The sequence below is a fragment of the Carnobacterium sp. AT7 genome, assembly GCF_000171855.1.
Taxonomy (GTDB): Bacteria; Bacillota; Bacilli; order Lactobacillales; family Carnobacteriaceae; genus Carnobacterium_B; species Carnobacterium_B jeotgali.
Map to the genome: position 1 here is coordinate 1 of NZ_ABHH01000041.1, position 13,127 is coordinate 13,127.

The following is a 13,127-nucleotide window of genomic DNA, read 5'->3' on the forward strand; positions in this document are numbered from 1 at the left end:
ATAATGTTTAGGACTAAAACGATTGTTAGCCAATTTTCTCCAGTAAGTGTCTCAGCTGTAATCATGTTTTGGAAAATAGAAGCAATCCCACCAATGATCCCAGCTCCAACGAATGCTGGAATTAATGGAACAAAGATATTTGCAATGTCTTTCAACACACGTTTAAAAGGTGTGTTATTTTTCTTTTTCAGTTCAGCTTTTTTTATAGCCGCTTGTTTTTCAGCTTCAGAACGACCAGAGTTTGTTGCAGTTGATTTTCCGGCTGGAATTTTATCGCCTAAACGAACACCTGCCATGCTTACCATTTCGTTCGCTACTTTGTTTACGGTACCAGGTCCTACAACAACTTGTAAGGTATCATCTTCTACAACACCCATAACTCCATCGATTTTTTTCAAACCATCAAAGTTTACTTTACCGTTATCCTTGATATCCATACGAACACGAGTCATACAGTGAATAACAGAATCAACGTTCCCCATACCTCCAACTTGCTCATATATCTGTCTAGCCATGCGTTGCTCTTTTGTTTCAGCCATCTTTTTACCCTCCTAGTTTTATGCTAAGGTTTCACGAATGAACCCTTTCGCTTCTGTTAATTTTTGAGTTGCTGTTTCTTTATCTGAATGCGTTAAGATCATAACAATTGCCAATTTCACTTGGTGATCAGCAGCTGCAAATGTTTCGCTTGCTGTTTCATACGTACAGTCTGTAGCTTGCATAATAATGCGTTTTGAACGTTCTTCTAATTTTTCATTAGAGGGTTTTACGTCTACCATTAGATTTTGGTAAACTTTTCCAGAACCGATCATTGCGCCAGTTGACAACATATTTAAAATCAATTTTTGAGCAGTTCCCGCTTTTAATCGTGTAGAACCCGTTAAGATTTCAGGACCAGCATCTACTTCAATCGGCATTTGAGCATATTGACTAATTTTAGCATCTTTGTTGCATGAGATTGTCGCTGTTTTTGCTCCAACTTTTGTTGCATATTCTAACCCACCGATAACATAAGGTGTACGTCCGCTTGCTGCGATTCCTACAACTACATCTTTATCAGTTAATTGAATAGCTTCTAAATCTTCAGCTCCAAGTGTTTTTGAATCTTCTGCCCCTTCAACTGCAACGGTCATAGCTTTCATTCCGCCTGCAATCAATCCTTGTACCATGCTTGGATCTACACTAAATGTTGGAACACACTCAGCTGCATCCAAGACACCTAAACGTCCGCTTGTTCCAGCACCCATATAAATTAAACGGCCGCCTTTACTGAATGAATCCGTGATTGTTTCTACAACTTTTGTGATCATTGGCAATGCTTCTTCAACGGCTAAAGCAACTTTTTGATCTTCTTGATTCATTAGAGTCATTACTTCGCTTGTTGAAAGCTCATCTAAGTTCATCGTTTGTGTATTTCTCGTTTCGGTTGTTAATTTGTCTAAATTCATTTTCTTAACCTCTTTCATTGTCTTGTATCGGTTGGAGTTCAAATAATTGGCCTTCTTGACACCAGTCGATCAAAGCTAGATCTTCTGGAATAACGTGAGCCACAACATTTACCTTTTCATCTTTAGCTAAAGGGTGTTGTACTAGTTGAATTTCTCCCATATAGCGTCCATATAAACGGTTGTCTACTGTAACGCTTCCTTTTATTCGTTCTTGGCTGTATTGCGGTTCAATGTTCGGGATGGTTCTAAAGCGAGCATCAGCACTACGGATAACATCTCTTGCTGCGTCCCAACGATTTTGGTGTTTTCCTACGATGACAGATAAATAATCAGAACCTTCGATTCCCTTAATTGAAAATAATAACGTTTTCTTTTTAATGTAATAAAAAAATTGCTTTTTCGTTCTGTCATCGATTGTTGGATCTCCAATGTAAACATCATCTACTTCGCACTCGTTTAACAATTCAATTGCACTAGCTAAAGGATGAACTCCACGTTGCTTTTCTAACGTTGGCAACTGACAAAATAATGGGCCTCGTAATGTTTCATTTCCTGGAACAAAAGCCATTACGTTAAATCCTAGTGATTTTAACCAGTGATTTTTGTGTATAAACAACTTTTTATCTAATCCCGTTTCAGGACGCGGATAATAATTGTGCCACGCTTCCATTTGTTGGAAATTCGCATTGTATTGCTTTAGTTCATCAATATCTGCTTGCGTAATCGTACTCGCATTAAGGGCCACTGTCATTGAACGGCTAACTTTAGCACTCACTTGATTCGTTATATGATAATCCATTCTTAAACCAGTAATCCCGATAGCTAGCATTTCCTCAGGACGATCAAATGAAAAACCAATTTTATTCAAAGCTTCCCCTGAAATATCAATCATCAACTGCATATCTAATTCTTGCGTCCATTGGCCTAACGTCTTCACTCTTGTTACATATTGTGAAACATCGTCTTCTGGAATATGCATAGAAGAAAATACTCCTTCAAATCCGCTGTCTTTCATTGTCTGCAGATAGTTTTTTGTTTCACTTGTTAACTCATCTCCAAGAAAGACAGATACACCAAACATAGCACCACTCCTTTGAAATCGTTTTAATGACATGATTAATCATAACATGTTAAAATAAAATTTCAATAACTTTTTCTACTTTTTATAAAATTAGACCAATTATACATAAATAAACGTTACATCAATATGTAAATTCACTTTTCAAATGTATACCTTTACATTACAGGCTATTTTCGTTATCTTTTTCTATTCTTTTTCGCTTTAAACCATCTTAAAACAGCCCTTTTTCATTGCTCATTTTTTGTTAGAATGAAATTATATTTCAACATAGGAGGAGTTTTTATGCAACGACTATTTTTTGTACGCCATGGAATGACTGAATACAATTTAGCAGATCGCGTTCAAGGTGGAGATATCGATTCCCCCTTACTGCCCCAAAGTTTGGAAGATGCAAAAAAAACGGGTATCTGTCTGAAAGATTATGCACTTCAGCAGATTATTGCTAGTCCGCAGAAACGAGCCGTCGAAACTGCTCATTTAATTACTTCACAATTTGACCAAGATTTTACTACACATTACACAGATGATTTAAAGGAATTCGGTTATGGCTCATGGGAAGGATCCTCCATTCCACTTTGGCGTGAAACTTCACCAGATAGTTTTTATAATTTACGTAATCGTCCTGATTTGTATGACCCTAGTAAATTTGGCGGAGAAACTTATCCGGAATTGATTGCTAGAGGAAGCCGAGCAATCCACCGCTCTATTGAGCAATTCCCTGAAAATGACTTGTTATTTGTTGGACATAGCATCACTTGGACAACAACACTTTTATCTTTAGTTGGAATGGATTTAAAAGACCTTCGTTCGCAAGAACCTCTGGCCAATACTAGCATTTCTGAATTAGGTTATGCTAAAGGAAAATTCATTTTAAATGCCTGGAATCAAACGGATCATTTACGGTAAAACAACTCCAAAAAAAGAAGCTTAGCAATTATGCCAAGCTTCTTTTTTGAATAGTTCAATTTTCAACTATTTTCTACAACCTTATTTTTATTTCTATTTGACCGGAAAGCAACGAATAAAGTCTGCAATAACATCCCTACTCCTGCACCGTAACTGTCAATAATCACATCGCTTAACTGAACGCCTATTCCTGGCACAACCAATTGATGGATTTTATCTGAAAAAGCATATCCAACACAAATCTTAATAAAATTCTATCTGTAACAAAAAAATAAGTTGAGGTAATTTCATCTTCTTATAGTTAGAATTTCCTACATCCATTTCAATACATACTGGATTTCTTGATCCCAAAATGCCCAGTTATGGTCTCCAGGCTTTTCAATAAATGTGTAATCGATAGAGGTCTCTTGGAGAGCCTCCTTAAACTTAAGATTATCTTCATAAAGAAAATCTTAAGTACCGCAAATTTGTACTATTACCGGTTGAACAGTTTCTTTTTTCACTTGTTTTAGCAAAGCGTACATATCATTTTCCGATCCTATAAAAGTTTCTTTTGATTTAAATTCTGACTTAAAAAGCGTGTCTCTGTCTGATTGGCTCATCTTGCCATAATCTATAAGGATCTACAGCAGCTGACAAAGCAGCAACTCCTGCGATTTCAGCTGCATACGTTAATCCCCATTTTATTGCGCCATATCCAGCCATAGATAGACCAGCAACAAAAGTTTCTTCACTATTATGAGAAATGTTAAATAAATTTTTCATTTTCATAGGGAATTCTTTTGTTAAAAAACGCCAATAATTTGCTCCCATATACATATCTGAATAATAATCTATATGCACTTGTGGCATATAAATAGCTAAGTTATAATGATTATAATCTTATATTTATATTAAAGCCCTTTCAATAACTTTTATTATCCTATTCCTTTTTTTGATTTTTACAGGTAAACTAAGAATGTCTTATTCCTTAAGCGATTCTATGTCTCTGGTTACTGTCTCCTATTGCTGATGATTAAATAAAAATCCTAAAAAAATGAGGGATACTTATGCGTGAAGTGTTAGAAGCAAATGAACGTAGACAATTAGTGGTAATCGAACACCTTTATAGCAGTGAAGAGTGGTTGACGTTAAAGGACCTTGCTCAAAGAACAGCTAGTTCTGAGCGAATTTTAAAACAAGACATAGTTCAATTGCGTGAAAAATTTTCTAAAGAAGTTTTGCAAACTTCCCATCGCGGTATTCGATTAGTATTGCCTCCACATAAAAATATCGATGAAATCTATCGTTTTGCTTTAGAAAATAGTCTAGCCTTTAACTTCATTGAAAAGCTGATTTATGACGAAACAAAAACGGTTGTGGAATTAGCAGAGGAACTGTTTATCAGCTCTTCAACATTGTTTAGGTTGATAAAAAAACTTAACGTTTCTCTAGTCGATTACTATGTTCAAATACAGACAAATCCTTGTAAGCTGATTAGTGAAAGTGAGGACTCTATTCGCTATTTTTATATCAGTTATTTTTCTGAACGCTATAGCAGCCTTGCCTGGCCTTATAAAACGATTAATCAGAATTTTTTTGAACAATTGCTTTTGCTTCTTGCAAGAGTAAATCATATCCCTTTAGATTTTTCGGATTTTAAACGTTTAAAACTTTGGACAGCAATCTCTTTTCTACGCGCTCAACAAGGTAATTATACAGCTATCCAATCTTCTAACTACACAGATATGATTCCAGATTTTTCTAAATTTCAACCTGTAACTGGTATGATTGAAAAAAAATTAGCTATCACATTAGATAAAGCATTCATTGAGCAAGTATTTTCAATTTTTATCAATAACCATTTCGCTTTTAGCTATGAATCTTTAATGGAAGAAGCAAAAAAGAATTCTTTAGTTAAAAAAAATGTCTTTTACCATGCTGATTTACTACATAACTTATCTAGTCAAATTGGCATTCCCATACCTAACTTCAATCATCTATTAAAAGAAATGTACAACATTTCGAATTTTGCTTTTAAATCAAAAAAGGGACAATACCCACCTCCGTTTATTTTGTTTGATCAGAAAAAATTCTTTGTTCACTCGATCAAAGAATTGTTTCCAGATTTTATAAAAGCCTCTTATACAACGCTAAAATTGTATGAAAAAAACATACACGAAACCTTTAGTGAGTCTGCCAAGTATGAAATTATTTATACCTTGATTATTCAATGGGACCACTTGATACCTGAACTTTATAACCAAAAAGAAAAAATTCAGCTTTTAATTGTAAGCGACTTTGATCTTGAACATGCTAAAATGATTCAAAACTTATTGCATCACTATTTTAGGCAAGAAATTACAACAGAAATTTACACAAAACCTAATTTTTCTATGAAACAGATAAAGAAACTCTCGTATGATGTTTTGGTTACTACTTTTACATTGCCAATTGAATATGAGTCTATTGAAGAAAATTGTATCTGCATCCAAAATATTCCTACAAAACGCAATATAGAGAGCATTCGTAACGCTATTGAAGAACAATACAAATTAAAAGGCTCTTCTTTTAAACATTCAGCAAAGAAATTCATTCAGTTCTAAAAAACTTATCAGAATAAAAAAAGATTTGAAGCATAATGATACGCTTCAAATCTTTTTTTGTTCTTTTATTTGCGTTTTTTATTCTTCACTTTTAACCAATTCTAATGGTGAAGCAATGTATTCTTCAATTGTTTCGCCAGAGAAGTAATCAAAGGCCGCTTGCATAGCAAGTTTACCCATTTCTTCTGGCTGTTGTGCAACAGTTGCACTTAATCTGCCATCTTCAACAGCTTTGATCCCATCTTCTGTTCCATCAAAACCAACAACTTGAATTTCGCCTGTTTTTCCAGCAGATTGAATCGCTTCAATTGCCCCTAATGCCATTTCATCATTTTGAGCAAAAACAGCTTGGATATCAGGGTTTGCTTGTAACATGTTTTCCATAACTGTTAATCCTTCAGCACGGTCAAAGTTAGCTGTTTGGCTATCTAAGACGTTTAATGATTTTTCAGCAACATTTGTGAATCCTTCGCCACGTTCTCTCGTTGCAGATGCTCCTGGGACACCTTCTAATTGAACGGTATTTACGTCTGTTCCTGAAATTTCTTCAATGTATTTAGCAGCCATTTCGCCACCTTCAACGTTATCAGAAGCCACTAAAGTTAAAACTTCTCCGCCATCACTTGAACGGTCAATTGTTATAACCGGGATACCAGCTGCATTTGCAGACTCAACAGCGGGTGTAATAGCTGCTGAATCAACTGGGTTGATTAATAAAATATCTACCCCTTGTTGAATCAAGTCATCAATATCATTTGTTTGTTTAGCTGTGTCATCTTGTGCGTCAACACTTTTCACTTTAGTGCCTTGTTCATCTGCCAAATCAGTAATTCCTTGTTCTAGTGAAACGAAAAACGGATTGTTTAATGTTGAAATAGAAACGCCCACAACCAATTCAGACGTATCTTTTTCTTTAACCGGACCGCTTTCTGTTTTGTTTTCACCTTCCAAAGTTGCCGCCCCACATCCTGCAATAAATAAAGCTGCTGCTGTTGCTAATCCTACTAATTTTTTCATCTTCTTATTCCTCCTATTTTTTGTTTTTTCTGTCTAATAAAACTGCGATAATAATAACAATCCCCTTAACAACTTGTTGATAGAAACTTGAAATACCCAACAAATTCATACCGTTGTTCAATGTTCCAATGATTAATGCCCCAATCAATGTCCCAACTAATCTTCCACGTCCACCTGATAAACTCGTTCCACCTAACACTACAGAAGCAATTGCATCCATTTCATAAGATGTACCAGCAGTTGGTTGTGCAGAGTCCAATCGAGAAGTAATAATGATACCTGCTAAAGAAGCCATTAAACCAGATAAAGCGTAAATGCCTGTTTTGATGCGGTCGTTTTTAATACCTGCAATAAATGAAGCTTTTTCATTCCCTCCTATCGCAAATGTTTTTCTACCAAAAGTCATTTTGTGTAACAGGATATACAATAAGATAAAGCTGATAATCATCAATACTACTGGGAACGGAATACCTAATAAATAGCCACGTCCGACAAATTTGAAAATAAAGCTGTCACCAATTCCCGTAATTGGATTTCCATCCGTATAAACCAATGTTAACCCTCTATAAATAGTCATTGTTGCAAGTGTCGCAATAAAAGGAGCCATTTTACCTTTAGTGATCAACAAACCGTTGACTGCTCCAAAAATCGTTCCCGTTAGTAAGCTTAATACCATAGCTAGTATCGGATCTAAACCTGATGCAATTGCTCCAGCCATTAAAGCACTACTTAATGCTAACGTAGATCCGACTGATAAATCGATTCCGCCTGTAATAATGACAAATGTCATCCCAAAAGCGATTAATGCATTTGTTGATACTTGTCTCAGCAGATTTAGTAGATTTGTTGGTGCAATAAAACTAGGGTTCACAATAGTTACCAGGATAATCAGCACGATAAGCGCTAGAAATGGACCAAGTTTTCCAATATAATCTTTGGGACTTCCTTTTTTCTTTTCTGTTTTTACTGTATTTGTTTCTACCATCTTAGTACCCTCCCGTTGCGAGTTTCATTATTTTTTCTTCTGTTGCTTCTGTTTTGCTCAGTTCTCCGGCGACGTGACCTTCATGAATCACGATCACACGGTCGCTCACACCTAAGATTTCTGGTAAATCACTGGATACCATAATGATGGCAACGCCTCTGTCGGCTAATTCATTCATCAATTGATAAATTTCACGTTTTGCTCCAACGTCGACTCCTCGTGTCGGTTCATCTAAAATCAAGACTTTTGAACCAATTCCGATCCATTTAGCTAATACGACTTTTTGCTGATTTCCACCTGATAAACTAGAAACGCTGTCAAATTGGTTTTCTGCTTTAACATGCAACCGTTCCATCAATAATTGTGCAAAATCCATTTCGGCTTTTGTATCAATCAAGCCCTTTTTACTAAAACCGTCAATCGATGGCAAACTGATATTGTCACGAATAGAGTAATCTAAGATTAATCCCTCTTCTTTACGGTTTTCAGTTAAAAAACCGATGCCTTTTGAAATAGCTGTGCTTGGACTCTTGATCGTTATTTTTTCACCTTCAAGGTAAATATCACCTTGATCCAGTTCATCGATTCCAAATATACTGCGCATGATTTCTGTTCTTCCTGCACCCATTAACCCTGAAAAACCAACAATTTCACCAGATTTAACAGTAAAAGAAATATCTTTAAAACGATTTGCTTGCGTCAATCCTTTTGTTTCAAATACGACTTCTCCTATTTTTGAATGTTTCTTTGGATAATAGTCTTCCAAATCACGCCCAACCATTTTGCGCACCACTTCGTCATTTGTGGTTTCTTTTGTTAATGCTGTATCAATCGATACGCCATCGCGCATAACTGTGATCCGGTCGCTGATTTTAAAAATTTCTTCCATTCGATGAGAGATATAAATAATAGCAACTTTTTTACTTTTTAACGTATGAATGATTTTAAACAATACATCAATTTCTCTTTCGGTCAAAGCAGCTGTCGGCTCATCCATAATAATTACTTGAGCATTAGTCATTAAAGATTTGGCAATTTCAATCATTTGCTGTTGTCCTACAGAAAGTTGTTTAACGTCTTGATCCAAATCAATTTTGACACCTAAATCATCAAATGTCGCTTCAGCAAGCGTTCTCATTTCTTTTGTTTTGACCCAACCTAATGACGTTTTCAATTCTTTTCCGATAAACAAATTTTCTAGTACCGTCATTTCCGGCCACGTATTCATTTCTTGATGAATGAAACTGACCCCATGTTCTTCCGCTTCTTTTGGATTATCAAACCGTTTGTTTTCACCATTGATACTAATCTCGCCAGCGTCCGCTTTATGCAGCCCGGTCAAAATATTCATCAAAGTCGATTTTCCAGCGCCATTTTCGCCCATCAACGCATGAACTTCTCCAGCTTGAATATCAAAGTCAACTCCTCGAAGGACAGAGTTGCTGCCAAAACTTTTTCTAATGCCAGTCATTTTTACTTCCATCTGATACACCTCCTAAAATAGAACACCTGATTGCAATATGATGTTGGAATACGGTGTTGCTTCACCTGTTCGAATAACAACTTTCACGTCTTTTAACTGTTGCTTAAATGCTTCATGACTTACATATGTGATGGCTTCATTGTCTTTCAATTCTGCTTTAACTGCTGCTAATTGTTTGGGATTTTGGTCTTTGATTTCTTCTGCTAAAACAACCGTTTCAACCTTCATATCACTTAAGACAACTTGTAAAACAGATAAGAAAGAAGGTTCAGATAAAAACAATGCTAAGTCGATCTTTTTCACTCCATCTGGTACAGGCAACCCTGCATCTCCAATCGCAATTTTATCTGTATGACCTAAATCTGCTAATACTTTTGCAATGTCACTATTTAATATTCCATGTTTTTTCATATTGTTCACTCTCTTTCATTTCTGCTAGCGTCGGCATTCCACCTTGAGCGCCAAATTTTTGAATCGATAATGAAGCAGCTAAGTTTCCAAAACGAATACTAGCTTCCATATCCAAACCAGCCGTAAGGGCTACTGCAAAGGCTCCATTAAAGGTATCTCCTGCGCCTGTTGTGTCTATTGGATTTACCTTATAAGAAGAAATGTGTTTTTCACTCGTTCCATCATGGTAGTAAACCCCTTTAGAACCCATGGTCACAATCAATTGATTGGGAAATTTTGCTAATCCTTCAGAAATAGTCATTTCTGGAAAGAGTAAGTTAAACTCACTTTCATTGGGTGTCAAATACGTTGCTTTTTCTAAAACACTTTGGTTAACCTCTCTAGCAGGTGCTGGGTTATAGATGATTTTGATCTGTTGAGCAAAACAGAAGTCGATTATTTGTTCAACGACTGCTTGCGGCAATTCGTTTTGCACAACCACAATGTCACTAGACTCGATTAATTCACTCAATTTTTCCATTCGATTGTTGTCGATTGCGTTGTTCGCACCTGGTATATAAATAATGGCATTATCTCCATCCACGATAGTGATATGAGCAGATCCAGATGGTACGTGTGTAACGGGTTCCACATAGTCCGTATGAATCTTATTTTCGGTCAAATTATGAATCAATTCTTTTCCGAATAGATCCGTTCCAACCGTTCCCGCCATATAAACCTCTCCACCTAAACGAGCACTGGCTACAGCTTGATTGGCTCCTTTCCCGCCAAATGTAGTACTAAAATCATTCCCAGTAATGGTTTCTCCCACTTCTGGTCTTTTATCAGCAGTCACTACAAAGTCTGTTGAAATGCTGCCTATCACTGCTATTTTACTCATCTTCATCCTTCTCTCTGACTGATTCTCTAATTTTTAACGTTACAGGCAATTGAATGCGACTGTTTGCAACAAACCCTTTTTCAAGAATGTCACATAATAATAGTGCTCCCTTGAAGCCTATCTCATAGGCAGGTTGAGCGATAGTCGACAATCCAGGATACATCATTCTGCTAAACGGCATATCATCATAACCGATAATCTGAAATTCTTCTGGAATGCGGCGTCCTCTTTTAATCGCTTCTTTCATTACCGCTAGTGCGTAAACATCATTTGAAGCGATGACACTATCTGCCAAAGGAAAAGCTTCGAAGAATTGTTCCGCCGTTTGTTCTGCTAATTCAAATTTAAAACTTGGCGTTTGAAATAGTCCATATGCCAATTGATACTCTTTTAAAACTTTCTCGTTCCCAGCTAAGCGAATCGCAGAACTTGGAACTTCTTTTGGTCCTACCATGATCACAATCTCTTTTGGATTTCTTTTTGCAATTGCTTCTGCAGCTAACATACCACCAGTGTAATCATCGGAATGTACCGCAAAATCTCGATTACTTTCAACCCGATCGAGCATAACAAAAGGCATATTTCTTAAGTCTTTTCCATCCCCTTTAACAGCAGAGATCACACCAGCTATGTTATTTTGTGCGAAAATCTTTAGGTATTCTTTTTCTTTTTCTTCATCATCTTCTACGTTACCTAACAACAGACTATATCCTCGTTGATTCACACCGTCTTCTACGCCTTTAGCCATCAAAGGGAAAAACGGGTTCGCAATATCGGGCAATAATAAACCAATCAACTTTGATTTCTTTTGATACAAAGAACGAGCCACTTCATTAGGATAAAAATTTAACTCTTTAACGGCTGCTTCTACTTTTATGCGCGTTGCTTCACTGACATAACCGCTATTGTTAAGCGCCCTAGATACAGTAGCAACTGATACACCTGCTAATTTTGCTACTTCTTTTATTGTTGTCATGTTATTCCTCGCTTATTTTCAAAGTAATGTGGAACCGATTACACACATAGCTTAACACGTTAAAAAAATATATGCAAGCGTTTTCTAAATCTTTTTTTAAGCGCTATAACGTTTAAAAAATAGAGGTTACTAGAGTCTCCTTAGACTACATTGCAGCAAAAAAGCATTCAAAGAAAGAATTGAATGCTTTTTTAACACGTATGAACTTATCGCTTACTATACTTCAAAATTACGATTCCGTTGTCTACTATATTTTCTTCCAGTCTCAATTCAATAGGGGGATGACCACCGTAAAACAATGGTCTCCCTTCTCCTAAAATCACCGGAATTAATCCAATAATGTACTCATCAATACAATTTTCTTTTAAAAATGCATTTACTAATTGGCCGCCGCCGAAAAGCATGATATCTTTTCCTGGCTTTTGCTGTTCTGCTTTAATCACTTCAACGATGTCATTTCCACAAAATTTAATGTTATCATAATCATTAATGGCTGAATGAGTAGCTACATAGACAGTCTGATTTTTAAATTCTAAATGCATATCTTGCTCGTAGCATTTTTTCCCCATCACCACTATATCAATTTTTTCCAAGAGCGTTTCATAGTTGTACTCATTACCTGTATTTAAAGAACTGTCTTCATACCCTTTAATCCACTCATAACTGCCATCTTCATTGGCAATAAAGCCATCTAAACTCATCGCTAAATTCATAATAATTTTTCTCATTGTACCAACTCCTTTTTAATAAAAAGCCGAACCTTATTAAATCCGATTAAGCATTTAACTTACCCTTTATAGGCTTTATCCAATTCAGCAAGATTAAATTTTTTCATTTTAAGAAACGCTTGCGTTACCCGTTGTAACTTTTCAGAATCTTTAGTTGTCATCAGCTCTTTCATCCGTGTAGGAACAATTTGCCACGACAGACCGTATTTATCTTTCAACCAGCCACATTGTTCCGCTTCAGGTACAAAAGACAGCTTATCCCAGTAGTAATCGATTTCTTCTTGCGTATCACAATTTACTACAAAAGAAATGGCTTCGTTAAACGTAAATCCGTGTGCCATACCGCTGTCCATTGCTACAAAGTTCTGACCTTCGAGATTAAACAGCCCATATTGAACCGTTCCAACCTGACTATTCTCATCACTCTCACTATAATAATTGAGACCGTCAATAGCCCCATTCGCAAATACAGATGTATAAAATTCCATCGCTTCTTTTGCTTTGCCGTATTGTTTATCTGTAAACAACAACGTTGGGGTAATTTTTTGCGAAATCAATTGATCAGGCACATACAATATTTGCCAAGAAAGACCGTATTTATCTTCTGTCCAGCCATATCTCTCACTA

The 13,127-nt window shown here is 36.2% G+C and carries 15 protein-coding genes; 2 read left to right on the forward strand and 13 right to left on the reverse strand.

The genetic code is table 11. The features are described from left to right. The 3 genes from CAT7_RS10940 to CAT7_RS10950 form a co-directional block, all read right to left on the reverse strand. The coding region (locus tag CAT7_RS10940) for a PTS transporter subunit EIIB (RefSeq protein ID WP_007725574.1) at nucleotides 1-539 on the reverse strand (539 nt) is incomplete at its 3' end. An 18-nt stretch (nucleotides 540-557) separates the two neighbouring features. Further along, nucleotides 558-1,448: an N-acetylmuramic acid 6-phosphate etherase gene (murQ, locus tag CAT7_RS10945; RefSeq protein WP_007725575.1), complete on the reverse strand. Its 891-nt coding sequence runs from the start codon at nucleotides 1,446-1,448 to the stop codon at nucleotides 558-560. Nucleotides 1,449-1,452: 4 nt separating this feature from the next. Then, a complete protein-coding gene (locus CAT7_RS10950) occupies nucleotides 1,453-2,529 on the reverse strand; it encodes a DUF871 domain-containing protein (protein WP_007725576.1) in 1,077 nt (358 codons plus the stop codon). Nucleotides 2,530-2,811: 282 nt separating this feature from the next. On the opposite strand from CAT7_RS10950, the gene CAT7_RS10955 reads away from it, so the two are divergent. Then, the gene (locus CAT7_RS10955) at nucleotides 2,812-3,435 is read left to right on the forward strand and encodes a histidine phosphatase family protein (protein ID WP_007725577.1); all 624 of its coding nucleotides are present in this window, start codon (nucleotides 2,812-2,814) and stop codon (nucleotides 3,433-3,435) included. A 62-nt stretch (nucleotides 3,436-3,497) separates the two neighbouring features. Here CAT7_RS10955 and CAT7_RS12730 read toward each other — a convergent pair whose 3' ends face one another. Both CAT7_RS12730 and CAT7_RS12075 read right to left on the reverse strand, forming a co-directional pair. Next, complete coding sequence (locus CAT7_RS12730) at nucleotides 3,498-3,683, reverse strand: VanZ family protein (RefSeq protein WP_081701916.1); 186 nt, start codon at nucleotides 3,681-3,683, stop codon at nucleotides 3,498-3,500. A 322-nt stretch (nucleotides 3,684-4,005) separates the two neighbouring features. Further along, nucleotides 4,006-4,287: an alpha/beta hydrolase-fold protein gene (locus tag CAT7_RS12075; protein WP_007725580.1), complete on the reverse strand. Its 282-nt coding sequence runs from the start codon at nucleotides 4,285-4,287 to the stop codon at nucleotides 4,006-4,008. A gap of 197 nt (nucleotides 4,288-4,484) precedes the next feature. On the opposite strand from CAT7_RS12075, the gene CAT7_RS10965 reads away from it, so the two are divergent. Continuing rightward, nucleotides 4,485-6,020, forward strand: a complete 1,536-nt coding sequence (locus CAT7_RS10965; RefSeq protein ID WP_007725581.1) for a helix-turn-helix domain-containing protein — start codon at nucleotides 4,485-4,487, stop codon at nucleotides 6,018-6,020. Nucleotides 6,021-6,098: 78 nt separating this feature from the next. On the opposite strand, the gene CAT7_RS10970 is transcribed toward CAT7_RS10965, so the two are convergent. The 8 genes from CAT7_RS10970 to CAT7_RS11005 all read right to left on the reverse strand — a co-directional run. Further along, entirely contained in the window at nucleotides 6,099-7,037 is a 939-nt protein-coding gene (locus CAT7_RS10970) for a D-ribose ABC transporter substrate-binding protein (protein WP_007725582.1), read from the reverse strand. 13 nt (nucleotides 7,038-7,050) lie between these two features. Further along, a complete protein-coding gene (locus CAT7_RS10975; RefSeq protein WP_007725583.1) occupies nucleotides 7,051-8,022 on the reverse strand; it encodes an ABC transporter permease in 972 nt (323 codons plus the stop codon). A 1-nt stretch (nucleotide 8,023) separates the two neighbouring features. Continuing rightward, nucleotides 8,024-9,505: a sugar ABC transporter ATP-binding protein gene (locus CAT7_RS10980; RefSeq protein WP_007725585.1), complete on the reverse strand. Its 1,482-nt coding sequence runs from the start codon at nucleotides 9,503-9,505 to the stop codon at nucleotides 8,024-8,026. A 12-nt stretch (nucleotides 9,506-9,517) separates the two neighbouring features. Next, nucleotides 9,518-9,916, reverse strand: coding sequence for a D-ribose pyranase (gene rbsD / locus CAT7_RS10985; protein ID WP_007725587.1), 399 nt, complete (start codon nucleotides 9,914-9,916; stop codon nucleotides 9,518-9,520). After that, nucleotides 9,891-10,796: a ribokinase gene (gene rbsK, locus CAT7_RS10990; RefSeq protein ID WP_007725589.1), complete on the reverse strand. Its 906-nt coding sequence runs from the start codon at nucleotides 10,794-10,796 to the stop codon at nucleotides 9,891-9,893. Before rbsK ends, rbsD begins: the two co-directional genes overlap by 26 nt. Next, nucleotides 10,789-11,772, reverse strand: a complete 984-nt coding sequence (locus tag CAT7_RS10995) for a LacI family DNA-binding transcriptional regulator (protein WP_007725590.1) — start codon at nucleotides 11,770-11,772, stop codon at nucleotides 10,789-10,791. The genes rbsK and CAT7_RS10995 overlap by 8 nt, the downstream gene beginning before the upstream one ends. 206 nt (nucleotides 11,773-11,978) lie before the next feature. Then, nucleotides 11,979-12,500, reverse strand: a complete 522-nt coding sequence (locus CAT7_RS11000) for a dihydrofolate reductase family protein (protein WP_007725591.1) — start codon at nucleotides 12,498-12,500, stop codon at nucleotides 11,979-11,981. A gap of 59 nt (nucleotides 12,501-12,559) precedes the next feature. Next, a partial coding sequence (locus tag CAT7_RS11005) for a VOC family protein (protein WP_007725592.1) occupies nucleotides 12,560-13,127 on the reverse strand: 568 nt, incomplete at its 5' end.